At 73.1% G+C, this 25,184-nt stretch carries 19 protein-coding genes; 10 read left to right on the top strand and 9 right to left on the bottom strand.

The window, feature by feature from the left end; all coding sequences use genetic code 11:
- Positions 1 to 26 precede the first annotated feature (26 nt).
- Positions 27 to 1,265: a cytochrome P450 gene (locus ACZ56L_RS03655; protein ID WP_471061105.1), complete on the bottom strand. Its 1,239-nt coding sequence runs from the start codon at positions 1,263 to 1,265 to the stop codon at positions 27 to 29.
- A gap of 139 nt (positions 1,266 to 1,404) precedes the next feature.
- Here ACZ56L_RS03655 and ACZ56L_RS03650 point away from each other — a divergent pair, with 139 nt between their 5' ends.
- Positions 1,405 to 2,484, top strand: a complete 1,080-nt coding sequence (locus tag ACZ56L_RS03650; RefSeq protein ID WP_471061102.1) for a TetR family transcriptional regulator — start codon at positions 1,405 to 1,407, stop codon at positions 2,482 to 2,484.
- Between the two features lie 201 nt (positions 2,485 to 2,685).
- On the opposite strand, the gene ACZ56L_RS03645 is transcribed toward ACZ56L_RS03650, so the two are convergent.
- Complete coding sequence (locus ACZ56L_RS03645) at positions 2,686 to 3,747, bottom strand: PucR family transcriptional regulator (RefSeq protein WP_471061099.1); 1,062 nt, start codon at positions 3,745 to 3,747, stop codon at positions 2,686 to 2,688.
- Positions 3,748 to 3,926: 179 nt separating this feature from the next.
- Here ACZ56L_RS03645 and ACZ56L_RS03640 point away from each other — a divergent pair, with 179 nt between their 5' ends.
- Positions 3,927 to 4,424, top strand: coding sequence for a nucleotide triphosphate diphosphatase NUDT15 (locus tag ACZ56L_RS03640; RefSeq protein WP_471061096.1), 498 nt, complete (start codon positions 3,927 to 3,929; stop codon positions 4,422 to 4,424).
- A gap of 265 nt (positions 4,425 to 4,689) precedes the next feature.
- Positions 4,690 to 6,438 carry a hydroxysqualene dehydroxylase gene (locus ACZ56L_RS03635; protein WP_471061093.1) on the top strand — a complete coding sequence of 583 codons (1,749 nt, stop codon included), beginning with the start codon at positions 4,690 to 4,692 and terminating at the stop codon, positions 6,436 to 6,438.
- Here ACZ56L_RS03635 and ACZ56L_RS03630 read toward each other — a convergent pair whose 3' ends face one another.
- From ACZ56L_RS03630 to ACZ56L_RS03615, 4 genes are read right to left on the bottom strand one after another with little or no spacing between them, the layout of a single operon-like run.
- On the bottom strand, positions 6,439 to 9,753 hold the full coding sequence (locus tag ACZ56L_RS03630) for an NACHT domain-containing protein (RefSeq protein ID WP_471061090.1): 3,315 nt from the start codon (positions 9,751 to 9,753) through the stop codon (positions 6,439 to 6,441).
- A 42-nt stretch (positions 9,754 to 9,795) separates the two neighbouring features.
- A complete protein-coding gene (locus ACZ56L_RS03625; RefSeq protein ID WP_471061087.1) occupies positions 9,796 to 10,560 on the bottom strand; it encodes an amino acid ABC transporter ATP-binding protein in 765 nt (254 codons plus the stop codon).
- Positions 10,557 to 11,429, bottom strand: a complete 873-nt coding sequence (locus ACZ56L_RS03620; RefSeq protein ID WP_471061685.1) for an amino acid ABC transporter permease — start codon at positions 11,427 to 11,429, stop codon at positions 10,557 to 10,559. Before ACZ56L_RS03620 ends, ACZ56L_RS03625 begins: the two co-directional genes overlap by 4 nt.
- A 14-nt stretch (positions 11,430 to 11,443) precedes the next feature.
- A complete protein-coding gene (locus tag ACZ56L_RS03615; protein WP_345218558.1) occupies positions 11,444 to 12,331 on the bottom strand; it encodes an ABC transporter substrate-binding protein in 888 nt (295 codons plus the stop codon).
- Between the two features lie 389 nt (positions 12,332 to 12,720).
- Between ACZ56L_RS03615 and ACZ56L_RS03610 the strand changes: the two genes are divergently transcribed.
- The 3 genes from ACZ56L_RS03610 to ACZ56L_RS03600 are packed head-to-tail and all read left to right on the top strand — an operon-like array spanning position 12,721 to position 16,785.
- Positions 12,721 to 14,628, top strand: a complete 1,908-nt coding sequence (locus ACZ56L_RS03610) for a M64 family metallopeptidase (protein WP_471061083.1) — start codon at positions 12,721 to 12,723, stop codon at positions 14,626 to 14,628.
- Positions 14,629 to 14,680: 52 nt separating this feature from the next.
- Entirely contained in the window at positions 14,681 to 15,970 is a 1,290-nt protein-coding gene (locus ACZ56L_RS03605) for a VWA domain-containing protein (RefSeq protein WP_345218554.1), read from the top strand.
- Positions 15,970 to 16,785: a hypothetical protein gene (locus ACZ56L_RS03600; RefSeq protein ID WP_401759230.1), complete on the top strand. Its 816-nt coding sequence runs from the start codon at positions 15,970 to 15,972 to the stop codon at positions 16,783 to 16,785. The genes ACZ56L_RS03605 and ACZ56L_RS03600 overlap by 1 nt, the downstream gene beginning before the upstream one ends.
- Before the next feature lie 151 nt (positions 16,786 to 16,936).
- Here ACZ56L_RS03600 and ACZ56L_RS03595 read toward each other — a convergent pair whose 3' ends face one another.
- The 3 genes from ACZ56L_RS03595 to ACZ56L_RS03585 form a co-directional block, all read right to left on the bottom strand.
- Positions 16,937 to 17,761, bottom strand: coding sequence for an SAM-dependent methyltransferase (locus tag ACZ56L_RS03595; RefSeq protein ID WP_345218550.1), 825 nt, complete (start codon positions 17,759 to 17,761; stop codon positions 16,937 to 16,939).
- A gap of 110 nt (positions 17,762 to 17,871) precedes the next feature.
- Positions 17,872 to 18,087: a DUF397 domain-containing protein gene (locus tag ACZ56L_RS03590; protein ID WP_266660214.1), complete on the bottom strand. Its 216-nt coding sequence runs from the start codon at positions 18,085 to 18,087 to the stop codon at positions 17,872 to 17,874.
- A 93-nt stretch (positions 18,088 to 18,180) separates the two neighbouring features.
- Entirely contained in the window at positions 18,181 to 19,041 is an 861-nt protein-coding gene (locus ACZ56L_RS03585; RefSeq protein WP_471061078.1) for a helix-turn-helix domain-containing protein, read from the bottom strand.
- A 241-nt stretch (positions 19,042 to 19,282) separates the two neighbouring features.
- Between ACZ56L_RS03585 and ACZ56L_RS03580 the strand changes: the two genes are divergently transcribed.
- The 4 genes from ACZ56L_RS03580 to ACZ56L_RS03565 all read left to right on the top strand — a co-directional run bounded on the left by ACZ56L_RS03580 (position 19,283) and on the right by ACZ56L_RS03565 (position 25,182).
- The gene (locus tag ACZ56L_RS03580; protein ID WP_345218545.1) at positions 19,283 to 19,783 is read left to right on the top strand and encodes an ATP-binding protein; all 501 of its coding nucleotides are present in this window, start codon (positions 19,283 to 19,285) and stop codon (positions 19,781 to 19,783) included.
- Positions 19,780 to 20,205: a hypothetical protein gene (locus tag ACZ56L_RS03575; protein WP_345218543.1), complete on the top strand. Its 426-nt coding sequence runs from the start codon at positions 19,780 to 19,782 to the stop codon at positions 20,203 to 20,205. Before ACZ56L_RS03580 ends, ACZ56L_RS03575 begins: the two co-directional genes overlap by 4 nt.
- A gap of 163 nt (positions 20,206 to 20,368) precedes the next feature.
- Complete coding sequence (locus ACZ56L_RS03570) at positions 20,369 to 24,076, top strand: DUF4132 domain-containing protein (protein WP_471061075.1); 3,708 nt, start codon at positions 20,369 to 20,371, stop codon at positions 24,074 to 24,076.
- A complete protein-coding gene (locus tag ACZ56L_RS03565; RefSeq protein ID WP_471061072.1) occupies positions 24,073 to 25,182 on the top strand; it encodes an ATP-binding protein in 1,110 nt (369 codons plus the stop codon). Before ACZ56L_RS03570 ends, ACZ56L_RS03565 begins: the two co-directional genes overlap by 4 nt.
- The last annotated feature ends 2 nt before the right edge of the window (positions 25,183 to 25,184 follow it).

Raw genomic sequence — 25,184 nt, 5'->3', positions numbered from 1 at the left:
GGAGGCGCACGGGAAGGGCGACGGCCTCAGAGGCGTACGGGAAGGGATTCCAGGCGCCACGTTCCGGGGTCCAGGGCCCTCCTCGCGTCGCCCGCGCGGGCCAGGCGGGGGAAGCGGCGGACCACGGCGGCGAGGGCTGCCTCCGTCTGGACGCGGGCGACCGACGCGCCCAGGCAGAAGTGCGGGCCGTGGCCGAAGCCCAGGTGAGGGGTGGCGGGAGCGGGGCGGCGGACGTCGAGCCGGTCGGGGTCGGGGAAGACGCGGGGGTCCCGGTTGGCGGCGGCCACCAGGGCGGTGACGGCCGCGCCCTTCGGTATGCGTACGCCGTGCAGGTCGGTGTCCTCGGACGCGTAGCGCGGGATGGACAGGAGGGTGGGGCCCGCCCAGCGGGTCAGCTCCTCGACGGCTCCCGGCAGCAGGGACGGGTCCGCGCGGAGGGCGGCGAGCTGGCCGGGGTGCGCGAGGAGGGCGTCGACGGCGTTCGCCACCAGGGGGGTGGGTGACTGGCCCGCGAGGACGATGTGCCAGATCAGGGTCACCATCTCGGTGTCGGTCAGGCGGTCGCCGTCCTCGTCCTGGGCGCGGATCAGGTCGGTGAGGAGGTCCGTGGGGCCGGCGGCGGGTGCCGTGTCCGTGAGTTCGGTGCGACGGCGGGCCACCGCTCGCTGCGCGCCCCGGATGATGCCGGGGATCGCCGCCGCGAACTGCGGGCCCGCGCCGGCCGCGATGGTCGCTCCGGCCTCGCGCCAGTGCGGGCGGTCCTCTTCCGCGATGCCGACCCACTCGCAGATCACCTCCATCGGGAGGCGCAGCGCGAAGTCGGCTACCAGGTCGGCGGTGTCGTCCTGGTGGGAGGCCGTGGCGGCGAGGTCGTCGAGGAGGCGGTCGACCGTCGCCTCGACGCGGGGGCGGAAGGCGGCGGCGCGGCGGGCGCTGAAGGCGGGGGCGACGAGCCTGCGCAGGCGCAGGTGTTCGGGGCCGTTCATCTCGGCCATGGTCCGCATGTACGGAACGCAGTCCTCCGGTACGTCCGGGCGCAGGAAGCTGTCGGTGCGGATCCCGAAGCGGGGGTCGCCGAGGAAGGCGCGGGCGTCGGCGTGGCGCGTGAGGGCCCACATTCCGCCGAAGCCGGGGGCGGCGAGGTGGACCACGGGGGACTCCTCGCGGGCGCGGCCGTAGGCGGTGAAGGGGTCGCGAAGCACGTCGGGGTCGGAGAGCAGGAGCTCGGGGACGGGGGGCCGGGGGTGGAGAGGTGATTGCGGCATGCGTGTCTTCTCCTCGTCGCATTCGGATGACGTGAACACATGATGCCATCATCTGGATGGTCTGGGTATCTTGAATGCGCCGGAACCGTGTGGCTGGAGCGGCTGCGGCATCCCGGGAGACGAGTGCGACAGGAGTGACATGGGCCGGTTGACCAGGGCCGAAGTGCAGGAGATGAACCGGCGGAAGGTGCTGGAGGCCGCACGGGAGGAATTCGGTGAGCGCGGGTTCCGGGACGCCAAGATCGACCGGATCGCCGAGCGGGCCGGGCTCACCCGGGGGGCCGTGTATTCCAACTTCCCCGGCAAGCGGGCGCTGTACTTCGCCGTGCTGGCCGACCTCGCGAGCCGCGAGGTCGCACCCGCTCCCCCGGCCTCGGTCGACACGGTGCGCGAGGCGCTGGGCGCGCTCGCCCGGGGCAGAGTCGCCCGCTTCCCGCTGGCCGGTGCGGAGAGCGCCGAGCATCCGGCGCGGGACCTGCCGTCGGTCGTCCTCGCGGACGCGCAGACCCGGGAGCCGTACGCGCAACTGCTCAAGCTGGACGCGATCGTGCTGGGGACGGCACTGGAGGGGCTGGCCGGGCGGGGCCGGACGCGGTTGGTGCCGGTGGCGGAGACCGCGCTGACCCTGCTGCACGGGGCGGATCAACTGGCGGCGGCAGCACCGGGGTTCGGGGACCCGTTCCAGGTGGTCGCCGCGTGCGAGCAGCTCGCGGAGCTGGCTCTGGAGAGCTCGGCCGGCGCGTGGGCGCCGCCGCACCTTCCGTTCGTGGCCAAGGCACGGCCCGTCGACGAGGCGTGGGCGCCGCCGGCCGCGACCGACGCGCTGCGCGGGCAGGTGGCCCCGTCGGCGGAGGACGGGGTGGTGGCCGTCCTCGGGCTGCACCGGCTGGAGGCCGTGGAGGAGGCGCTGCGGGTGGCGGCGCCCGCCGGGGAGACGGTCACCGCCGTGCTGGTCACGGGTGAGCCCGGTGAGCTGGGGCCGCTGGCGCGGCTGACCGTGGCGGAGTTGGGGGTGGCGCTGCGGCAGGCGTTTCCCCGGGGGGTGTGGCCGGGGGTGCGGGTGGTGCACGACGAGTCGGGGGTGGTCGCGGGGGCGGCCGGGGTGTCGGCGGTGAGCGATGCGACGGAGGTCGCGGTGCGGGTGCGGAACGGACGGGTCGTGGCGCGGGCGGAGGGGCGGGGGGCGTGTTACGCGGCGGCGTCGGCGGAGGTGGGGTGACGGGGGCTCTCCAACCCCGTACGACCCGGGGCCCCGTCCGGCCCGGAAGCACTGCACCGGTGCGGCGGCGGGGCGCGATCGGGGCGTCATGGCGATGCCCGGGGAGCGTGGCACCGTCGACCCCCGCCGCCCGGGCGCACCCGCGAGTTCCCCAACTCCCCCCCCCGCGCGCATGGCGATTCGTGCACCCGAGGCCCGGCCCTAGATCTCCTTCGACGGCCAGTCCAGCATGCGCGCGCCGATGACCGCCGTCTGGAGCGTGTAGCGGCGCAGCGGGTCCGAGGGATCGGCGCCGGTGAGCCGGTGGATGCGTTCCAGGCGGTACGTCAGGGCCCGCACGCTCAGGTTCAGCCGCCGGGCCGCCTCCGCGGAGACGCAGCCCGCGTCGAAGTACGCCCGCAAGGTCTCCACCAGCGGCCCCGCCCCGCCGCGCGCCTCCTCCAGCGGGCCGAGCGCGCTGCGCACCAGGTCTTCGAGGGCCTGCCGGTCCCGGCCCAGCACCGGGAAGACCAGCAGGTCGGCGGCGTACAGCACGGGCCCCTCCATGCCCATCCGCTCGGCGAGCGACAGCGCCCCGAGCGCCTCCTCGTAGCTGTGCACGACACCGCCCGCGCCGGGGTGCGGCCGGCCGACGGCCACCAGGATGTCGTCGGCGGCGGCGTGCGCCTGCTTGGCGAAGTGGTGCAGGACGTCCTTCTGCTCGCCCGGCGCGACGCACACCAGGCGTCCGTCCTTGCTGGCGACCAGGATGCGGCGGTCGGTGAAGCGGGCGGTGAGGGAGTTCTCCACCGTCCGGCTGATCGCGTCGCCGTCCTCGATGGCGTCGGGCCCCTCGGCGACGGCCACGCTGTGGGCGCGGGAGAACCGCAGTCCGAAACGTTCCGCCCGCGCGGCGAGACGGCCGAGGTCGCTGCGGCCGTGCAGCAGGTCGTCGACGAACTCCCTCCGTACCGCCTCCTCCTGACGGATCGCCATGCGCTGGGCACGTTCGTACCCTTCGGCGACGGCGTCGACGGCCTGCTCGACGGCGGCCAGCACCTGGTCGGGTGTCCTGCCCGCCGTGGGCGGCCACTGCCCCCTGGTCCGCGTCAGGTACGCGCGGACCACGGCCCGCAGCCCGAGCCCCGATTCGGCGGCCCGCTCGCCGAGGGCGCGCCGGGCTTCGAGCTCGTCGCGGTCGAGCCGCCGTCCGGTCTCCGCCACCTCGCGGAGCAACCGGGCGTACCCCTCCAGGTACTCCTCGGGCACCTCTCCTGCCGTCACGTCGCACGCCCCTCCACCTGCTGTTTGTCCTGTCCAAGGATGACAGACGGCGGACATTCCCGGCGCGGCGGAAGACCGGCCGTGGCGTCGCCCGCCACGGCGGACGGAGTGCGGCGGCCCGCCCGGCGCCCGCCGCCCGCCCCCCGCCTGCCCGGCCGTACCGCCTACGCTCGACGACCATGAACGACGTACGACACCTCACCGACCCGGCCACCGACACGCAGACCCGCACCGCGCCCACCCCGAACTGCCTCGCCGGCGTCGGCGTGATCGTCCAGGACGCGGCCACCGGCCGCGTCCTGCTCGGCCTCGGCCACAACGGCCGCTGGGAGCTGCCCGGCGGCAAGGTGGACACGGGCGAGAGCTTCGAGGCTGCCGGGCTGCGGGAGCTCGCCGAGGAGACCGGCCTGTCGCTGGACGCCTCCCTGGTGCGGGTCGTGGGCGTGACGCTGGACAGCGGTTACGGTCTGAACCGGATCTCGGCGGCGGTGCTCGCCCCGGCCGGGAACGCTGTCGCGCAGGTCATGGAGCCGGACAAGATCCTGCGGTGGGAGTGGTTCGCCCCGGAAGAGATTCCGGACGCGCTGTTCGTGCCGTCGGCGGCGGTTCTGCGCGCATGGCGGCCGGACCTGCCCCTGCCGCTGACCGACTCGTACGTGTACCGGGCTCAGGGCTGAGGGCCGTGCGCGCCCGGGGCTGAACACGGTTCGACCCGACGGGGCAACACCTTTCGGACACCCCAACTCCCCTGTCGGTCATGACAGTTGGCAGACGTCTTCCCGTTCCAGTGGTGCCGCTCTATGCTCCTGCGACTCATGTGTCGGTTACCACTGGTAAGGGGCTGGGCAGATGGACCGCACGAGCTTCACTTCCCGACGTACTGACGGAGCCGCCGGAACTTCCCGACGTGCCTCCGGAACCGAAACCTCCCGTCGCGCCTTCGTGGCCGGAGCGGCCGCCGTCGGCGGGGCCGCGGCTCTCGGCGCGCTCCCCGCGGGCGCGGCGCAGGCGGCGCCCCCGCGCGCGGGGGCCGGCCAGTCCGTGGCCGTCCTCGGCGGCGGCGTCGCCGGCCTGACCGCCGCGCACGAACTGGCGGAACGCGGTTTCCAGGTCACCGTGTACGAGAGACGCGCCCTCGGCGGCAAGGCCCGCAGCATGGACGTGCCGGGCAGCGCGAAGGGCAACCGCAGGCCCCTCCCCGGCGAGCACGGCTTCCGGTTCATCCCCGGGATCTACCACAACCTGCCCGACACGATGCGCCGCATCCCCTTCCCCGGCAACGCCAACGGGGTGTGGGACAACCTGATCGCCCCACCCGAGATGATGTTCGCGCGCTCGGGCGGCCGCGAGGAGATGCGGATGCCGATCCCCTGGCCCGGCCACCGGCCGCCGGACCTGGACCTCGACGACATCCGCCGCGTGCTGACCGGCCTGCTGGACACCGCCTTCCACCTCCCCCTCCACGAGATCGCCTACTTCGTGAACCGCGCACTGGTCTTCCTCACGAGCTGCGACGAGCGCCGCGACAGCACCTGGGAGAGGACCCCCTGGTGGGAGTTCGTGCGCGCGGCCCGCATGTCGAAGGACTACCAGCGCATCCTCGCCATCGGCGTCACCCGCAACATCGTCGCGACGAAGGCCGAGGAGGCCAGCACCCGCACGGTCGGCACGCTCGGCGAGGCCTTCGTCTTCAACGCGCTCGGCCAGGGCGCGGACGGCCCGCCGGACCGCATCCTCAACGCCCCGACGAACGAGGCCTGGATCGACCCGTGGGAGGCGCACCTGCGGGCGCTCGGCGTCGACTTCAAGATGGGCTGGACGGTACGGGAGATGAAGACGGCGGGCGGGCGGATCAGCGCGACGGTCGTCGAGGACCCGGCGGGCGCACGTCAGTCGGTCGTCGCCGACCACTACGTCTCGGCCCTGCCGGTGGAGCACGCGCGCCGCACCTGGAACGCCGACATGCGGTCCCTGGACCCGCAGTTGGGGCGTGCCGACAAGCTGGAGACGGACTGGATGACGGGCATTCAGTTCTATCTGACGGAACGCCCGAGGATGGTCGAAGGGCACGTCAACCTCATCGACTCCCCGTGGTCGCTGACCGGTATCGCCCAGGCCGGGCACTGGAAGGGCCGCGACTTCGCGGCCGTGTACGGCGACGGGACGGCCGTCGAGTGCCTGTCGGTCGACATCTCGGAGTGGGACAAGCCGGGAATCCTGTACGGGAAGACGGCGAAGCAGTGCACCAGGGAGGAGGTGGCGAGGGAGGTGTGGGCGCAGCTCAAGGCGTCCCTGAACGACACGGGCAGGACCGTCCTGAAGGACGGCACGCTGCACTCGTGGTTCCTGGACCCGGGCGTCGACGGCCTCGGCACGCCGCACCCCACCAACGAGGACGAGCTCCTCATCCATCCGTGCGGGACGCTGCACAACCGCCCCTCCGCCGCGACCGCCGTCCCGAACTTCTACCTCGCCGGTGATTACGTCGCCGTCGACATCGACCTCGCCACCATGGAGGGTGCGAACGCCTCCGCCCGGGCGGCGGTCAACGCCCTGCTGGACCGGGCGGGGTCGGACGCGCCCCGGTGCACGGTGAAGGGGCTGCACAAGGTCCCGGCGATCGAGACGCTCAAGCGGCACGACCGGACGCGGTGGCGGCTGGGGCTGCGGAACGCGCTGGACGTGGGCTAGTCACGCATCGGGGTCCGGGTCGGGGCGGCCGTGCAGTTGGCGCAGCTCTTCCCGGGCCCATGATGGGGCGAGCCTGTGCTCCTGGGCGGCAAGCGCTTCGCGAGCGGCCGGGGAGCCCCGCTCGGCCTTCCCCACGGAGAGGAACACCCCGGGGTTGTGTTCTGCCAGCTCCGCCAGCATCTCGAGCAGGTGGGCCCGCAGCACGCGGGCGGGCATGGGCATGTCTCCCGACGGCTCCCCGCCCCCGCGTCGGCAGGCGTCCAGCGCTCTGATCGCGACGCGTGCCTGGAGCGCCACCGTCTCCGGTTCCATGTGCGCCCACGAGCGCACCATCTGCGAGACCCGGTCGAGAGGCAGCCGGGGCGCGTCGTGGAGCGCCTGGCCCAGCAGCAGGGGGCGCAGGCGTGCGTAGTCGAACTGCGAACCCCGGGCGGCGTCGAGGAGCGGCACACAGCGTTCGTACCGCGCCGTCAGCTCCGCGTCGGAGGTGCCCAGATGGCTCGTCAGCCACACCTCCAGCAGGTCGTGCGCCCATGAGGTGGCGGGAGCGCCCGGGGGTCCGTGGAAGGTGTCGAGGGCCGCACCGAACCGGCGGAAGAACGGGTCGAGGGCGTGCCGCAGTATCTCGTCGTGGCTGACGTCGGCGACGACCATCTTGTGGCGGGCCTCCACCCACCCCTGCCGCGCCCAGTACGAAGCCCTGGTCTGCGTGTCGCTGGACGGCGGGTACCCGTAGACCCAGTACGGGTCCACCGGGTCCGGCTCCGGCGGCTCCGTCCGCAGGGGGTACACGGTCAGCTCCCGCCGGTCCCCGACCCAGGAACGCTTCACGTCGAGCGCGAGGGCGTACTCCGTCCACTCCTGCGCGGTCAGCGCGGACCGGTAGAGCTGGACCCGCAGCGGCCAGATGCCCGCCGGGTCCACGGCTTCGGGGAACAGCCGGCGTGCGGTGACCCCGCCCGTGAGCAGGACCGTCAGCATCATCAGGTTGGCTTCGTACTTCCCGTGCCGGGCGGCCGTGGCGCGGGGTATCGGCCGGTAGTCGGCGTACCGGTGCTCGACGCGGTTGCGGGCGTCCTCCATCACACCGATCAGCAGCTCGCCGAGGCGCTCCCGGCGCTCCGGGTCGAGCCGGGCGATGCGGGCCTCCACGAAGCGCAGCATCTGCCGGGAGGCCAGGGACGCGTACGAGAGCAGGACGTACACCAGGTCGTCGTCCACCGGCGCCCGTCCGAGCGACAGGGCGGGCCGCTGGTCCAGGAGTTGGTCCACCAGCAGGACCGCGAGCCGGGCGACCAGGTACTCCCCGAAGGTGGCGTGCAGGAACTCGTACGTCGTCAGCTCGCGTTCGTCCTGGACCGCCTGCGCCTTCTGCACGAAGAAGAAGCGGCCGAGGGCGATCTCGGCCTGGTTCAGCGGGGTGCGGAAGTCGGACGCGGGGGCGATGGCGGGCCGGCCGAGCAGGGCGGTGAGGTCCGCTTCGAGCTCGCTCACGGTGATCCACTGGCGGCGGCGGTTGAGGATGCCGAAAGCGATGAGGCCGAGTCGCTGGAGTTCACGCTCGCAGTGGTCCGCCCGCTCGCGCGAGGTCATGGTGCCGTCCGACTTGCCGACCTCGCGGACGGCGAAGGAGGTGAGCAGTTCCTCGTAGAGGTCGGCGGCGGCGAGAGGCTCGCCGTCCGCCGTCTCCTGCTGGAGGGCGTTCGCCGTGGCGTCGTACAGGGCGAGCATCAGGAGCAGGAGGGGCTGGGAGGCGAGGGCGGGGTGCCGGGCGGCGACGGCGGCGGGCAGGGGGCGCAGTCCCTGGGCCGTGAAGTACGGGGCGTTCAGCCCGTTCCAGACGTCCAGCCAGCGACGGATGTGGAGTTCCCGGAAGGGTTCCAGCCGCAGGGCGAGCGTGCCCTGCGGGCAGCGGGCCCGGTCGGCGACGGCGGTGCGGCTGGTGACCAGGGCGTAGACGGGCCGGCCCTGGTCCGCCTCCTGCTGCTGGAATTTGGCGATCTTCACCAGGTAGTCGGTCTGGTTGACGCCCGTGGCCTGGAGGAGTTCGTCGAAGCCGTCGAAGAGCAGGACGGGGACGGCCCCGGGTGCCGAGCGGACCAGTTCTGGCCAGCTCACGCGTTCATGCGTCAAGGACCGTACGGCATGTTCGATCTGGTCCTGGACGTCGTCCTCGGCACGGATCTCGCGCAGGACGATCCGTACGGGCAGAAAGCCGGTCCCTGACAAACGGGCGGCAAGGATCTTGGTCAGCACCGACTTGCCCGCCCCGGGCTGGCCGAGGACGAGCAGCGGGGCGGTGGTGGAGGCGAGCGAGGTGAGCGTGCCGGAGAGGAATTCGGTGAGGTCGGACCGTACGGGAACCCGCTCCCACCACTCCTCCTGCGCCGGACCGCTGCCCTCTTCGGGCACGGGGGCCACCCGGAAGTCCGGGTCCACGTACCCTCCGGCGAGGCTGGGCACCGTCAGCCCGCTGGGGGCCTCGCCCTCGGAGAGGATCGGGCGCGGGAGGGCGGCGCGATAGGAGGCGGTGAGCCCGTGTGCCGCGTGGGCGAACTCGACGGGGCGGGTCAGTCCCAGAAGGGCCCGCTCCACCCCGTCCAGCGACTGGCGCAGGACGCTGCGTGTGGCCTGGTGTTCGATCTGCCCCGACCAGAAACCGAACTCTGGTATTTCCAAAGCGAGTTGTGCGTACAGCTCCCGATAGCGCACCAAGGCGCTCTGCTCAAGGCCCAGCAGCACCGCCCTGGTACGGGTACGCCCGTCCTCGTCCAGTCGCTCCCAGAGAGCGAGCCCCTGCAGGAAGTCCCGAAGGAGATTCGCGCGCATCGAGTACCAGCCGCGCAACTGGGCGACGGTGCCCTCGAAGGGCAGTTCAGCCGTCGGGTGGGGCACCTCCGCGGACAGCAGCCTCCCCACCAGGTGGTCTGCGGTGACCTGCCCCCCGGCCAGCGCGAGCTGCTCGTTCCGGTTCAGCTCCAGCTCGCCGAACTCGAACGGCAGCTCCGCCTCCGCCAGCACCTCGAAGAACGCCGTGATCACCAGCACCGCGTGCGCCGCCGCGATCTGCTCGGTCCGCTCGGCCCGCTCCGCCGACCCGAGCCGGTCCCGCAGCCCCTGTGTCACGTCCCGCCCGGTCCGCAGCACCCTCCCCTGCGCCCCGAACAGCCCGAGGACCGCGTCGCTCGCCCCGCCCGTGGCGGTGGACAGCGCGCCGCTCACCGCCCGGTCGGCCGCCGCCAGCGCCTCGCTGTCGCCGCCCAGGATCGCCACCGCGTCCCGGTAACTCAGAAGTCGTCGCCCGCGCATCCCCATGACCCAGATCTACCACGCAACACCGACAGCCGACCCGACGATCTACAACCGCCCCGCTTCCACGATCCGCTTCAGGAAAGCCTGGGTTCGCGCCTCCTTCGGCGCCCCGAACACCTCCGCCGCCGTGCCCCGCTCCAGCACCACCCCCGCGTCCAGGAAGCACACCTGGTCGGCCACCTCGCGCGCGAAGCCCATCTCGTGGGTGGCGATGACCATGGTCATGCCCTCCTCCTTCAGGTCGCGCACCACGCCCAGCACCTCCCCCACCAGCTCCGGGTCGAGCGCGGCCGTGATCTCGTCCAGGAGCAGCAGGCGCGGACGTACCGCCAGAGCCCGTACGATCGCCGCCCGTTGCTGCTGCCCACCGCTCAGCCGGTCCGGGTACTCCCCCGCCTTTCCGCCCAGGCCCAGCCGCTCCAGCAGTTCCCGCGCCCGCTCCTCCGCCTCCGTGCGGTCGACGCCGTGCACCCGGCGCGGGGCCAGGGTGATGTTGTCGAGCACCGACATGTGCGGGAAGAGGTTGTACGCCTGGAAGACGACGCCGATCCGGCGGCGCACCGCGTCCGCGTCCGCCCGGGGGTCGGTGATGTCCTCGCCGTCGAGGAGGATCGCCCCGTCGTCGATCTCCTCCAGCAGGTTCACGCACCGCAGCAGGGTCGACTTCCCGGAACCGGACGCGCCGATCAGGGCGGTGACCGTGTGCGCGGGGACCTCCAGGTCGACGTCCCGCAGCACCACGGTCTGCTTGTGCCGGGTGCCGTAGGTCTTGCGCACGGACTCCAGCCGCAGCACGGGTTCCGTGGTCATACCGTTCCTCCTTGGGCCCGCCGGCGGTCCATGCGTGCCGTCACCCAGTCCGTGAACCGTGTCATCGGGATGGTCAGGGCGACGAAGATGAGGCCCGCCACGATGTACGGGGTGTAGTTGAAGTCGCGGCTGGCGATGATCTGCGCCGCGTACACGGCGTCGACCGCGCCCGCGATGGACACCAGTCCGGTGTCCTTCTGGAGCGAGACGAGGTCGTTGAGGAGGGGCGGCACGACGCGCCGCACCGCCTGCGGCAGCACCACGTACCGCAGGGTCTTGCGGTGGGAGAGGCCGAGCGAGCGGGCGGCCGCCCGCTGCGAGGGGTGGACGGACTCGATGCCCGCCCGGAAGACCTCCGCGACGTACGCCGAGTACGTGAGGGTCAGCGCGACCCCGCCGAGGACGACGGGGTCGGTGGTCACGCCCTGCAGGCGCAGCGCCGGGACGCCGAAGACCACGATGAGCAGGTTGATGATCAGCGGCAGGCCGCGGAAGAAGTCGGTGTACGCCGTCGCCAGCGCCCGCAGCGGGAAGAAGGCCGGGCCGCGCAGGGTGCGTGCGACCGCGAGCAGCATGCCGAGGACCAGGACGCACGCCCCGCACACCGCCAGGAGGCGCAGGTTGAGCCAGAGGCCCTCCAGGACCTCCGGGAGGGCCTTCCTGGCGTAGGCGGGGTCGAAGAAGGTCTCGCGGGTCCGTTCCCAGCCGGGCGAGTTGACGACGACGAGGTAGAGGACGGCCGCGGTGACGAGGGTGCTGAGCGCGGCGACGGCCGTGGCCCTGCGGGTGCGGCGGCGCTTGAACGCCTCGCGTTCCAGGCGGCGGGCGGAGGGGACGTAACCGTCGCCCGCCACCGCCGCCGTCGGCATCTTGTCGAGCGAGGTCACTTGAGCACCGGCGCGCCGACCGCGTCCGCCAGCCACTGCTTCTCCAGCCTGGCGAGCGTGCCGTCCTTGCGGAGGCCGTCGACCGCGCCGGTGACGCAGGCGGTGAGGGCGCTGCCCTTGTCGAGGACGAGGCCGAACTGCTCGGCCTTGCCGGGGACGTTCTCGAACTGGCCGACCACGGCGGCGTCCTGGACCTCGGCGCCGGTGATGTAGAAGGCGGTGGGGAGGTCCACGACGATGGCGTCGACCTGGCCGTTCTTCAGGGCGGCCTTGGCGAAGTCGTTCTTCTGGTAGACGGCCGGCTGCTGGGTGGGCCTGATGACGTCCTTGATGACGTCGAGGCTGGTGGTGCCGACCTGGGCGCCCAGCTTCACGTCCTTGAGGTCGGCGACCGACGTCGCCTTCGCGGCCTTGGAGGACTTGAGCGCGACGACGGTCTGGCGGACGTCGTAGTAGCCGGAGGAGAAGTCGACGGCCTTCTTGCGCTGGTCGCTGATGGAGATCTGGTTGAGGTCGAAGTCGAACTTCTTCTCGCCCGGCGCGAAGGCGTTGTTGAAGGCGACCGTCTGCCAGACCACGTCGTCCTTCCGGTAGCCGAGCCGCTCGGCGACGGCGTAGGCGACGGCGGACTCGTAGCCCTGCCCGTTCTCCGGCTTGTCGTCCTTGAACCAGGGCGCGTACGCGGGTTTGTCGGTCCCGACCGTCAGCTTGCCCGCGGTCTCCGTGGCCAGCTTGCCCTGCGGACAGGCGGCGGCCCCCTGGGCGGACGACGACGGCGCGGCCTTCGAGGACGGCTCGGGCTGCGGGGCGCAGCCCGTGGCGAGGGCGGCGGCGAAGACGGCGACGGAGGCAGTGAGGCTGCGGGCGAGAGTGACAGGGCGCATGGCGCCGAGAGTGGCAGTGAGCAGGGATTTTGTCCACGCCGAATGGGTGTTCGTCCACATTCTGGAATGTGTTGCGAGAGGGTGAATTCTCGCCGGGGCGGGTGCGGACGGAGGAGGGCGACGGCGGGCGGAGAACGTCGGCCGAGTGGTGGCGGCACAGGCCGCGCGCCCGTCCCGGACGACACGTCACGGGTCGCCATCACGGTGTCACCGGCCCGGCCGCCACCGCGCACCGGTGCGCGCGGCGCGGGGCACGCGGGGCCCGGACGGGCGGGGCGCGGGACGCCACCACGCACGAACGGCCGGCCCCGCACCCGGCGCACCGCGGCGTCACCTGGCCAACTCCCGCCCCTTTACCCGGCATTCGGCGCACCCCTACGCTCCGCGCCATGCGACTCATCCGACGCACCACCAGACCCGCGCTGCTCGCAGCCGCGGGCGCGCTGCTCGCGGCCTCCGTGGCCGCTCCCCCGCAGGCCGCCGCGCAGGACCGCGATCCGGTCACCGCGAACGCCACCGTCGTGCCCGTGCAGACCACCGGCCCCGTCGACAAGCGCTTCAACCTCGTCGTCCTCGGCGACGGTTACACGGCCGCCGAGATACCCGAGTTCCGCGCCGACGTGGAAAAGCACATGAACGTGCTGTGGAGCATCGAGCCCTTCGCCTCCTACCGCTCGTACATCAACGTCTGGGCCGTCGAACTCCCCTCGCCCGAGTCCGGCGTCGACTGCGATCCGGGCCTCACCGACGCCCGCCGCGACACCCCGCTCGACATGGCCTTCTGGGGCGGCTGCAACGCGAGCAGCGTCCAGCGCCTGCTGACCGTCGACACCAGGAAGGCGAGCGCCGCCGCCGACCTCGTCGCGGGCACCAAGAGCGCCAACCGGCAGATCGTCGCGCTCGCCAACAGCGAGACCTACGGCGGCGCGGGCGGCGCCTGGGCCACCGCGTCCGGCGGCAACGCGCTGTCGTCGCTGATCACCCCGCACGAGATCGGCCACTCGCTCGGCAAGCTGGACGACGAGTACGACTACTACGGACGCGGCGTCCCCGGCGGCACGTACACCGGCGGCGAGCCGAACTCCGCGCACCACACCCTCCTCAGCGAGGAGGAGATGCGCGCCCAGCAGCAGAAGTGGTGGCGCTGGCTGGGCGAGGAGAGCCTGTCCGGCGGGCGGATCGGGCGGCACGAAGGCGGGCTGTACTCCACCAAGGGCGTCTGGCGGCCCAGCAGGCACTCCATGATGAAGACCCTCGGCTACGACTTCGACCAGGTCGAGCGCGAGGTGATGACCCAGGCCATCGCCGGCAAGGTGAACCTGGTGCAGGACCACACCCCGAACACCGCCCCGCTCGGCGCCGACCGCACCGTCTGGGTCGACACCCTGCACCCGGTGGGCGGCGCGCTCGACGTGACGTGGAAGCTGGACGGGAGGACCGTGCCGGGCACCTTCGGCGCGCGCAGCCTGGACCTGGAGCGGCTGCGCGTGGGCGCGGGCACGCACACGCTGACGGCGACGGTCACCGATCCGACCGAGTTCGTACGGGACCCGAAGGTGCGCGGCTCGCAGGCCCTGACCCGTACCGTGACGTGGACGGTCGACCGCTCCGTGCGCACACCGCACCGGCCCGGCGGGAAGGCCGAGTTCACCGGGCACACCGGCACCGGCAAGCCGGTCGGCGCGAAGTCCGTCGTGTACGCCGACACCTCGCACCCGGCGGCCGGCCGCAGTCCTCAGGTCCGCTGGACGCTCAACGGGTGGCCCGTCGCGACGAGCCTCGGCAACGACCGGGACCTCGACCTGAGCAGGCTCCCCCTGCCGGCGGGCCGCACGCACACCCTGAAGGCGCGGATCGCCGGTACCCCGCAGACCTTGACCTGGACCGTCGACGCGAGCGCGGCGGCGGGCTCGTACGAGCTGTCCGAGCCGCTGCGCACCGTGCGGCGGCCCGGGAAGCCCGTGGAGTACGTCTACGACGGGCCGTTCACGATGAAGTTGGACGCGAAGGACGACCAGAAGGGGACGGTCGTCTCGCAGTTCCGGGTGAACGGCGACGGCTGGTACACCTACTACGGCTGGCCGACGGACGCGGACGCGCCGTGGCGGTTCACGCCCTCGGGGACCAACGTCGACGACCTCGTGTACGGGAAGCTGGGCACCCCGCGCGTGGTGCCCTGGGACGACGCGACGCCCGAGTACAGGACGCACACGGTCGAGCACCGGACGATCGACGCGGCCGGCAACGTCGGGCCCGCGAAGAAGTTCCTGGTCACGCTGGAGCCGCCGCGGCCGTAGCCGTACGGCGCTCGTTTTGTGCCGCGCTGACGATCTTTCATAGGATCCGGCGATGATCACAAGGAAACGACTGGCGGCCACGGCGTGCGGCGCACTGCTCGCCGCCCTGGCCGCCGGGCTGTCCCCGTCGCCGGCGCTCGCCGACGACGGGGACGGCGCCGAGGGCGCCCCGAAGGAATCCCCCAAGGTCGAGCTGGTCCTCGACGTCAGCGGGTCGATGCGGGCCAGGGACATCGACGGGCAGTCCCGGATGGCCGCCGCGAAACAGGCCTTCAACGAGGTGCTGGACGCCACGCCCGAGGAGGTGCGGCTCGGGATACGCACCCTGGGGGCGCACTACGCGGGCGAGGACAGGAAGAAGGGCTGCGAGGACACCCGCTCGCTCTACCCCGTCGGCAGGCTCGACCGTACGGAGGCCAAGGCGGCCGTCGCCACCCTCGCCCCCACCGGCTTCACCCCGGTCGGGCCGGCCCTGCTCGGCGCGGCGAAGGACCTGGAGGGCGGGAACGCCACCCGGCGGATCGTGCTCATCACGGACGGCGAGGACACCTGCGGCCCCCTCGACCCGTGCGTCGTGGCGCGCGAGATCGCGGCCAAGGGCACCCACCTGGTGATCGACACCCTCGGCCTGGTGCCGAACGCGAAGATCCGTCAGCAGCTCACCTGCATCGCCGAGGCGACCGGCGGCACCTACACCGCCGTGCAGCACAAGGAGCAGCTCTCCAAGCGGGTCAAGCAGTTGGTGGAGCGGGCGGCCGACCCGGTCGTCAACCCCGTCGCCACCCGGGGCGGCGCGTCCTGCGCCGACGCCCCGAAGCTGACCGCCGGTCTCTACACCGACCGCGCGAAGTTCGGCGAGCACCGCTGGTACCGGGTCGCGGTACGGCCGGGCCAGGAGCTGCGGGCCGCGGTGAGCATCGGCGCGGACCGTGCGGTGAACAACGACTACGGGCTGCTCGTGCGGGCCTCCACGCTCAGCGGGCGGGAGATCGTGCGCGGCCAGGAGTCCGGGGACGGGCGCACGGACGTGATCTCGTCCGGGCTGCGCTACCCGAAGGCGGAGGTGGCCGCCGGGAAGGGGCAGGAGCCGCCGGTGGAGACGGTGTGCCTGCGGGTGAGCAGTTCGTTCTCCGCGCCGCCCTCGGTGAAGACGGAGCCGGGGATGCCGGTGGAGCTGGCGCTGGACCTGGTGGACGCGCCGGAGCGGGCCGCCGACGTGGCGTCCTTCGGCCTCGGGCACGGCTGGTGGCTGCTGGGCGTGCTGGCGGTGGCCGGCCTGCTCGCGGGCCTGGTGTTCGGCTGGCTCTCGCGCTGGCGCGTTGCGGTCTGGAGGACCAACTGATGCGTACGACACGTGTGGTGAGCGGGGCGCTGCTGGCCGCGCTCGTTGTTCTCGGTGCGGCCCCCGCGGCGAACGCCGACCGGACGCCCTCGCCGTCCGCCTCCGCGGACGCGGCCGCGCCGACCGAGGCCGGGACGTCGTTCCGTACCGCGACGGCCGTGAAGCCCGGGCAGGTCGCCACGGCGGGCGCGTCGACCGGCGACTACCTGTACTGGGTGTTCCCGGCCGACGCCGGTCAGGACGCAACCGTACGGGCCGAGGTCGCCCTGCCGCAGTCGGCGCAGCGGCACGGGGCGCAGACCTGGCAGCTCGACGTGTACGACGGGCTGCGCAGGAAGCAGGCGTGCGTCTACGGCTCCTCGACGGCGACCGCGCCGAAGGAGGCGTCGTCGGTGTCGCTGGCCTGCCGTCTGCGGACCGTCCGCTCGTGGGCCGAGCAGTCGTCGAACGACCCGCTGCCGGGTTCCTATTTCGTACGGTTGACGGTGACCGCGCTCGCCGACGACGACCTGGGGCTGCCGGTGAAGGCCGAGGTGCGGCCCTCGGTGGCCGACGCGGGCGGCGCGAAGGCGGTCGACGGGGCGCTGACCGCACCGCTGGTGCCGGGGGCGTCGACGCGGCAGGACGACGCGAAGGGCGGGTCGAGGCAGATCTCGGTGCAAGCCTCCCCCGAGGGCGGCTGGGCTTCCGGGAACTGGTCGAGCCGCTGGCTGTGGACGGCCGGCGGAGCCGTGCTGGCCGCGCTGGCGGGCATCGCGGGGTACGCGATGACACGGGGTGCGGGGCGTCCCGGGCGGGTGCCGCAGGAGCGGTGACGTAACGTCATCGCGCGTCGAGGGGCCGGGAGTTGATGTTCCCGGTCCCTCACTCGTACCCGGGTGCGCTTCGAGCCGGTGCCGACGCGGCCGCGCCGAAACGCGACGGTGGCCGCGTCGCGGGGCGGGCGGCCACCGGGGGCACGGATCGTCAGGACTTGCGGGCCACGCCCACCCAGCCGGGGATCGGCTCGTCGCCCTGGACCGGGACGACCTCGCCCAGCTCCGGGCGCCAGTCGGCGGCCAGGGAGACCCCGGGTTCCACCAGCTCGTAGCCCTCGAAGAAGCGGACGACCTCCTCGCGCGAACGCGGCTGGAGGGTGAGTCCGCGCGCCTTGTACATGGCGACCGCCTTGTCCGCGCCCTCGGGGTCGAAGTCGCGCGCCACGTGCGACAGCACGAGGTAACTGCCGCTCGCCAGGCGGTCCATGAGACTGCGGACGATCTCGTACGCGCCTTCCTCGTCGCCGACGAAGTGCAGCAGGGCGACCAGCGAGAGGGCGATCGGCCGGTCGAAGTCGAGGACCTTGCCCGCCCGCTCCAGGATGGACTCGGGATCGCGGGCGTCGGCCTGGATGTACTCGGTGACGCCTTCGGGGGTGCTGCGCAGCAGGGCCTCGGCGTGGGCGAGGACGATGGGGTCGTAGTCGCAGTAGACGATGCGCGACTCGGGGGCCGCGGCCTGCGCGATCTGGTGCAGGTTGGGCTCGGTGGGTATGCCGGTGCCGATGTCGAGGAACTGGCGGATGCCGTGCTCGGCGAGCCAGCGGGTGGCCCGGTGCATGACCGCGCGGTTGACGCGGGCCATCTCCCGTCCGCGCGGGTCGAGCTGGAGGAGCTGCTTGGCCATCTCCTCGTCGACGGGGTAGTTGTCCTTGCCGCCCAGGAACCAGTCGTACATCCGGGCAGGGTGCGGCTTGCTCGTGTCGATCTCGATGGAGGGGGAGCTGCCGGTGGTGCGGTCCTGCCCGGTCATGGAGGTCTCCTGGGAGGTCAAGTGGCCAAGGGATGAAGGGTACTGAGGGACGCTCGGGTGGGCGCCCGCGCGTCGGGGTGTTCCGGCGGGGCGGCGCGGGCGGAGCGGGCTCAGGTGAGCAGGAAGTCCGCCTTGCCCGCCTTCGCGCCCTGGATGAAGGCGGCGATCTCACCGGGGGTGTAGATCAGCGCGGGCCCGTCGGGATCGGTGGACTGGCGGACGGCGACGCGGCCGTCGGCGAGCTTCATGGTCTCGACGCAGGCGCCGCCGTTGCCGCCGCTCCAGGGTTTGGTCCAGCCGTCGGCGGGCAGGTCGGCGGCGGGCATGCCGTTGTAGATGCGGCGGCCCGGACGCAGATCGGCGCGGCGGGCGGCGCGCCGGTCCGGGCGGGGGGTGCGGGGAACGCGGGACATGACGGGTCAGAGCTCCTTGCGGAAATCCGCGAGGATCTCCTTCGTGCGGGCCGCGGTGGCGGCCTGCGCCGCCATGCGGTCCATGACTTCGAGGTGGGTGGCCACCTCGGGCCGCGCGTCGAGGTAGACGGCGCCGGTCAGGTATTCGCTGTAGGCCATGTCGGGGAGTTCCGGCACGGCGAAGCGGAAGAGGATGAAGGGGCCGAAGGTGCCCGGGTGCGGGCCGCTGCTGAACTCGGCGAGCTGCAGGGTGACGTTGGGCAGCTCGGCGGCCTCCAGCAGCCGGTCGGCCTGGGCGCGCATCACGTCCGGGCCGCCGGCCATGCGGCGCAGGACCGTTTCGTCCATGATCGCCCAGAGGGTGGGGGCGTCGGGTCCGGTGAGCAGTTCCTGCCGCTGCATGCGCAGGGCGACGTACCGTTCGATGTCCTCGGGGCGGGTCTGCCCGACGACTCCGCTGCGCATCACGGCGCGGGCGTAGTCCTCGGTCTGGAGGAGGCCGGGGACGAAGTGCGGGTCGTAGGTGCGGATGACGGAGGCGGCGCCCTCCAGGCTCACGTACATGCTGAACCAGTCGGGCAGGATCGCGTGGAACCGCTGCCACCAGCCGGGCTGGTTGGCCTCCTGGGCGAGCCGGACGAAGTCCTCGGAGTCGGCCTCCGTGCAGCCGTACTCCTTCAGCAGGACCTGCACGTACGGAATCTTGAGGGCGACCTCGGCGGTCTCCATCCGGCGCACGGTGGCCGCGGCGACGTGCAGCACCTTGGCGGCGTGGTCGCGCGTGAGCCCGGCGCGTTCGCGCAGGTCCTGCAGACGCTTGCCGAGCACCACCTGCCCGACGGTCGGGGCGGACCGCGGTTCACTCATGGGAAACCTCCCCGTAACTCACCGTCACTGAATGGCGATTGTGCTCTACGTGCTGTTGCGATGCAGTGTGCCATGCGGTCTTGATCTACGAAACGACACTCTGGAAATTTCAGAGTGCCCCTTGCCAAGTGACGGGGGCAGAGAGAGAGTTGAGGTGTGAACTGGTTCACGCGGCTACCGTGCACCGCATCGGGGGAGGCGGTGCACGGTGGTCGCTCCCCCCTTGGTTAAGGATGCGGTCGTGGTACCTGGCTCCACGCTCTTCTCCCCGGTCACGGGCCCGCTTCAGGAGGCCCGCGTCCGTCGGTACGGTTTCGTCCTGCCCGCATGTCCGGAGTCGGTCGCGCGCGCACGGCACCTGACCACCGACCGGCTGACCGACTGGGGCCTGGGCGAGGACGTCGGCTTCGCCGCCTCGTTGGTCGTCTCGGAACTCGTCACCAACGCGGTGATCCACACGGGCAGCGAGCGGGTGCGCTGCGAACTGGTCGACGCCGGGGGCAGGCTGCGGATCGCGGTGTGCGACGAGGGCGTCGGGCCGCTGGGTCCCCGACTGCGGCGCACCGCGCAGGACGCGGGCGAGCACGGGCGCGGTCTCGTGCTGGTCGACGGGATGTGCGACGCGTGGGGGACGCAGGAGAACGACCTGGATTCGGGCCGCACGGTGTGGGCGGAACTCCCGCACGCCTGCGACGACGTGGTCCCGCCCGCCGCTGCCGCGCAGGGCGGCCCGCTGCGATGAGCCACCGCCTCGCCGCCCGGCTCACCCGGGTCCGCAGGGCCGGCGCGGGCGGCCCCGCCCGGCTGCCGCTGCCGCCCACCCTGGACCACACCCCGCTCGGCTGCGACGCGGTGGGGCTGCCGGCCCGGCACGGGCAGCGGCTGCTGCGGCAGTTGCCGCGCCCCGGGTGCGTGTTCGCCGACGGGAGGGGCGACGAGGAGCTCTGGTGGTGGATCGTGCCCTCCGGCTCCGACCTCGGGGTGCCGTGGCCGGAACCCGCGCGGTACGCGGCCGGGGCCTATGTCGCCGCTCCGCGCACCCGGTTGGTCCACCGGCCCGAGGGCCCGGCTCCGTACACTCCGCCGATCCCCCTCTACCTGATGGTGTGCAGGCTCGCGGGGACGACGCCGGTATGGGTGGACGGGCTGCCCGCCTGCCCCTGAGACCGCTTCCGCGTTGTGCCCCCGGCCTGCTGGGAGACCGCTCCGACGGGGTCTTCGGCAACTGCCGTCGGGGGCGTTGTCAGTGCCGCTCGCTACTGTGTTCCCACTTGATCGAAAGGCGGTCCGGGGGACCGTCCGGCACGGGCACGACGGGGTGGGGACAGTGGGGCGCTGGGAGTACGTCGAGGGCGGTTCGGCCAAGTTCTGGGAGGCCGAGGCGGCCGGCACCACGCTGACGGTGCGGTACGGACGGATCGGGTCGGACGGCCGGGGGCAGGTCAAGGAATACGCGTCGGCGGAGGCCACGCGGGAGGCGCTGGCGAAGACGGTGGCGGAGAAGGAGCGGAAGGGGTACGCGAGGGTCGGACCTTCGGCTTCCGGGTCCGTGCGGGTGGCGGCTTCCGGTCCTGCTCCGGTGGCCGCGGCTTCCGGTCCTGCTCCGGTGCCCGCGGTTTCCGGGTCCGTGCCGGTGACCGCGGAAGAGGTGCGTGCGACGGAGGCCGAGGGCGCCGCCGTGGTGATTCCGGACGAGGAGACCTTCGTACTGCCGGACTCCTGGCGGCGTCTGCTGCACCCCCGGCGCGGGGGCGTCCCGCGCAGGCCCGCGCCGGCTCCGCGGACGGCGGTCGAGGACTTCCAGCGGTGCGTCGCCGAGGCCGCGCCGAGGATCGACGCGTGCCTGAACTCGTCCGAGAGCGAGCCTGGCCTGGTCGAGGCGGCGCGGGCACATCTGGGCGGCAGCCCGGACCCGGTGGGGGCGGGCGCGGTCCTGGCGATGGCCGAGGACGGCTCCCACTTCTACAGCGGGGGCGTCAAGCACTGGGTGGACGCCTGCGTCGCGCTGTACGGACTGCCGTTCACGGCGCGCGCCGTGGTCGAGTACCTGGACGTCCACGTCGAGACCGACCTCTACCGGCCGAATGGCGCGGACACCTCATTGAAGGTGCTGCCGCAGGGCGAGGGGTCCTACCGGGTGGTCGGCCGCCGTGCGCTGGTGGACCGGACGCGTGCCCTGCTCGCGGCCTGCGACGAGGACACGTACGCACGGACCGTGGAGGCGGTGGGCCGCCACCTGGGCGCGGGGCGGCGGCGGATCGTGGCGGCGTATCTGCTGCCGACCGAGACCGAGTGGGTCGACGCGTGCTGTGCGGACCCCGGCAAGGAGGGCGGCGAGGTGCTCTCCCTGCTGTTGTGCTCGCTGAGCGCACCGGAGCAGTGGGAGCGGCTCGGCGGAACGCCGTACCCCGGCGGGCGGGGCTGGTCCGTCGCGACCATCGCGACGCTGGCCGAGGGGATCGGGGTGACGGCGGCGACGCCGCTGATCGAGCAGGTACGGGGAGCGTACGTCGACTCCGACGGTCTGCGGACGATGGCCGGGGCGCTGGCCGAGTTCCCCACGGAGGACGCCTTCGCGGCGCTGCTGCACCGGGTGGGCGACAAGCGGGTCGGCCCCGCGCTCCAGGAGGCGGTCACGCGCTGGCCGGTGCGGGCGCTGCGGCAGTTGGTGCTCGTCTCCGCGCGGGACGGGTCGGCCGCGGGCCAGTTGCTGCGGGGGCTGGTGCACGGGCGGCGGGCGCTGGTGGAGGCGGTTCTGCCGTCCCTGCCCGAAGAGGTCGCGGCGGTGGTGCGGCCGCTGGTGGCGGAGTCGGGCCGGCTGCCGGAAGCGGTGGCGGCCGACCTGCCGGAGGTGCTGGTGTCGCCGCCGTGGTCGCGGCCGGACGGCCGCATCGCCGCGCCGCGGGCGGTGGCGGTGCCGGCGGCGACGGCGGACCCCGCGGTGGTGTGGCTGCCGGGTGAGCGGGAGGAGTGGGCGCGCACCAGGTCCTGGTACCACGACGGCTACTACGGGAAGGAGGCGCCGAAGCTCCGGCCGGAGGAGGTGCGCTCGTCGCTGACCGAGGCGTCGACGGCATCGGCCGTCCTGTTCGTGCTCCGCCCCGAGGAGGAGGTGCGTCCGTGGCTGGACGGCTGGTCGCCCTCGGACATCTGGAGCGCGGAAGGTCTTCTCGAACCGGTGGCGGCGAGGTTCGGGCTGGACGCGCTCCCCATGCTGAAGCGGGTGGTGCCGCGCCGTCCGGCGATGCTGGGACGGGTGCTGCTGCCGTTCGTCGACGTCGTGCTGGCGCGGCTGATGACCGACTGGCTGACCCGGCCGAAATCCGTCTCCTCGATCGCCGAGTCCTGGTTCCGGCGGCACGGGGCGGTGGCCGCCGGGCTGCTGGTGCCGGACGCCGTGGGCACGGCGGGACGCAAACGCCGGGCGGCCGAGGGCGCCCTGCGGCTGATCGCCTCGCAGCAGGGCCCCCAAGTGGTCATGACGGCGGCCGAGGCGTACGGGCCGAAAGCCGCCGGGGCCGTCGACGTGCTGCTGCACGCCGATCCGCTGCGGGCCGCGCTGCCGTCGAAGATGCCGGTCGTCCCGGTGTGGGCGGAGCCGGGGCTGCTGCCGCCGGTCACCGTGCGGGGCGGGGCGGCGGCGCTGCCGGTGGAGTCGGCACGGCATGTGCTGACGATGCTGGCGCTGTCGAAGCCCGGAGAGCCGTACCCGGGGGTGGCGACGGTGCTGGAGACCTGCGACCGGGCGTCGCTCGCGGAGTTCGGCTGGGCGTTGTTCGAGCAGTGGCGGCTCGCGGGCCTGCCGTCGAAGGAGTCCTGGGCGCTGCACGCCCTGGGGCTGCTCGGTGACGACGGGACGGTACGGCGGCTCACGCCGCTGCTGCGGATCTGGCCCGGCGCGGGGGCCCACCACCGGGCGGTGGAGGGGCTGGAGGTCCTGGCCGCGATCGGCACGGACGTGGCCCTGCTGCATCTGCACGGCATCGCGCAGTGGGTGAAGTTCAAGGCGCTGAAGGCGAAGGCGCAGGAGAAGATCGGGCAGATCGCGGAGAACCTCGGCCTGACCGCCGAGCAGCTCGCGGACCGCCTGGTGCCCGACCTCGGGCTCGACGCCGACGGTGCCACGGTCGTCGACTACGGGACGCGGACGTTCACCGTCACCTTCGACGAGCAGTTGCGGCCCTGCGTCCTGGACGCGGACGGCAAGCGTCTCAAGGACCTGCCGAAGCCGGGTGCGAAGGACGACGCCGGGCTGGCGCCGGCGGAGCGCAAGCGGTTCATGACGTTGAAGAAGGACGTGCGGACCCTCGCCTCCGACCAGGTGCGGCGGCTGGAGGCCGCGATGGTCGCGGGCCGGTCGTGGACGGCGGAGGAGTTCCGGGGGCTGCTGGTGGCGCACCCCCTGGTGTGGCACCTGGTGCGCCGGCTGGTGTGGGTGAGCACGCCCTCCGGGGCGGGCGCGCCGGACACGGCGTTCCGGGTGGCGGAGGACCGTACGTTCGCCGACGCCGAGGACGACGCCTTCGCCCTGCCCGACGACGCGTCGGTGCGGCTCGCGCATCCGCTGACGCTGGGCGAGGCCGGGGTGGCGGCCTGGGCGGAGGTGTTCGCGGACTACGAGATCCTCCAGCCCTTCGCCCAGTTGGGGCGGGCCGTGCACCGGCTGACCGCCGAGGAGGCCGGAGCCGTCCGGCTGGCCCGCTTCGAGGGGCTCACCGTCCCGACCACGACGGTGCTCGGCCTGACCAAGCGGGGCTGGCGGCGCGGCAGCCCCGAGGACAACGGGATCGAGAACGAGATCAGCAAGAAGCTCGGCGACGACCTGTACCTGGTGATCGGCCTCGACGGCGGCATCGCCGTCGGCGCGATCGACCAGATCCCGGAACAGCGGCTGGACGCGGTGGCGCTGAGCACCCGTCCGGTGCACCGCTGGTACGGCGACGACTCCGTGCTGCGGTTCGCGAACCTCGACGGGATCACCGCCTCCGAGCTGCTGGCCGACCTGACGTACCTCACGGAAGGGGCGGCCAGGTGAGCGTCGACCACCTGACGGCGGAGCAGGAGTCGCTGCAACGGCCGCCCGCCGAGGTCCGGTACGCGGACGAGCTGGCCGCGCTGCGCGCCGGGGACACCGGACCCCGGCCGCCGGGCTGGGCGCTGAGCCTGCGGGCGGCCCGCAGCTTCGTCGTCGGGGACGAGCAGAGCGGGATCAGCCGCAAGTTCGTGGGCAGTCCGTCCCTGGTGGACCGGGCGCTGGTGACGCTGGCGACGAACCGCGGGCTGATGCTGGTGGGCGAACCGGGCACCGCGAAGTCGCTGCTGTCGGAACTGATCGCGGCGGCCGTCAGCGGCACGTCGACGCTGACCGTGCAGGGCGGCGCGGCCACCACCGAGGACCAGATCAAGTACGGGTGGAACTACGCGCTCCTGGTCTCGGAGGGCCCCTCGGCGCGGTCGCTGGTGCCCGCGCCGATGCTGCGCGGCATGGCCGAGGGCAAGGTCGTGCGGTTCGAGGAGATCACCCGGTGCCCGCCGGAGGTCCAGGACTCGCTGCTGTCGCTGCTGTCGGAGCGGGTGGTGGCCGTTCCGGAGCTGACGGGGCCGGAGGGGATGGTCTTCGCCCGGCAGGGGTTCAACGTCGTCGCGACGGCGAACACCCGGGACCGGGGCGTCAACGAGATGAGCGCGGCGCTCAAGCGCCGGTTCAACTTCGAGACGGTGTTCCCGATTCCCGACCTCGACACCGAACTGGCCCTGGTGGAGGCGGAGGCGACCGCGCTGCTCGCCCGCTCCGGGGTGACCGTCGCCCCGGAGCGGGACGTACTGGAGGTCCTGGTCGGCACGTTCCGGGAGCTGCGGGCGGGCGGTGGGGGCGAGGAGAGGGCGCCGGACCGGCTCTCGGCGGTGATGAGCACCGCCGAGGCGGTGTCGGTGGCGCACGCGGTGGGCGTACGGGGCTGGTTCCTGCGCGGCGAGGCGGGCAGCGCCGCCGACGTGGCGGCGTGTCTGGCGGGCACCGCGGCGAAGGACAGCCCGGAGGACCTGGCCAGGCTGCGCCGCTATCTGGAGCAGCAGGTGTCCCGGCGGCGCGGCCCGCAGTGGAAGGCCCTGTACGACGCACGCCACCTGCTGGACGGGTGAGG

It is taken from the genome of Streptomyces sp. NPDC039736, from assembly GCF_055596485.1.
Note: the sequence above shows the minus strand (reverse complement) of the source record. Positions and strands in the feature narration are given on the sequence as shown.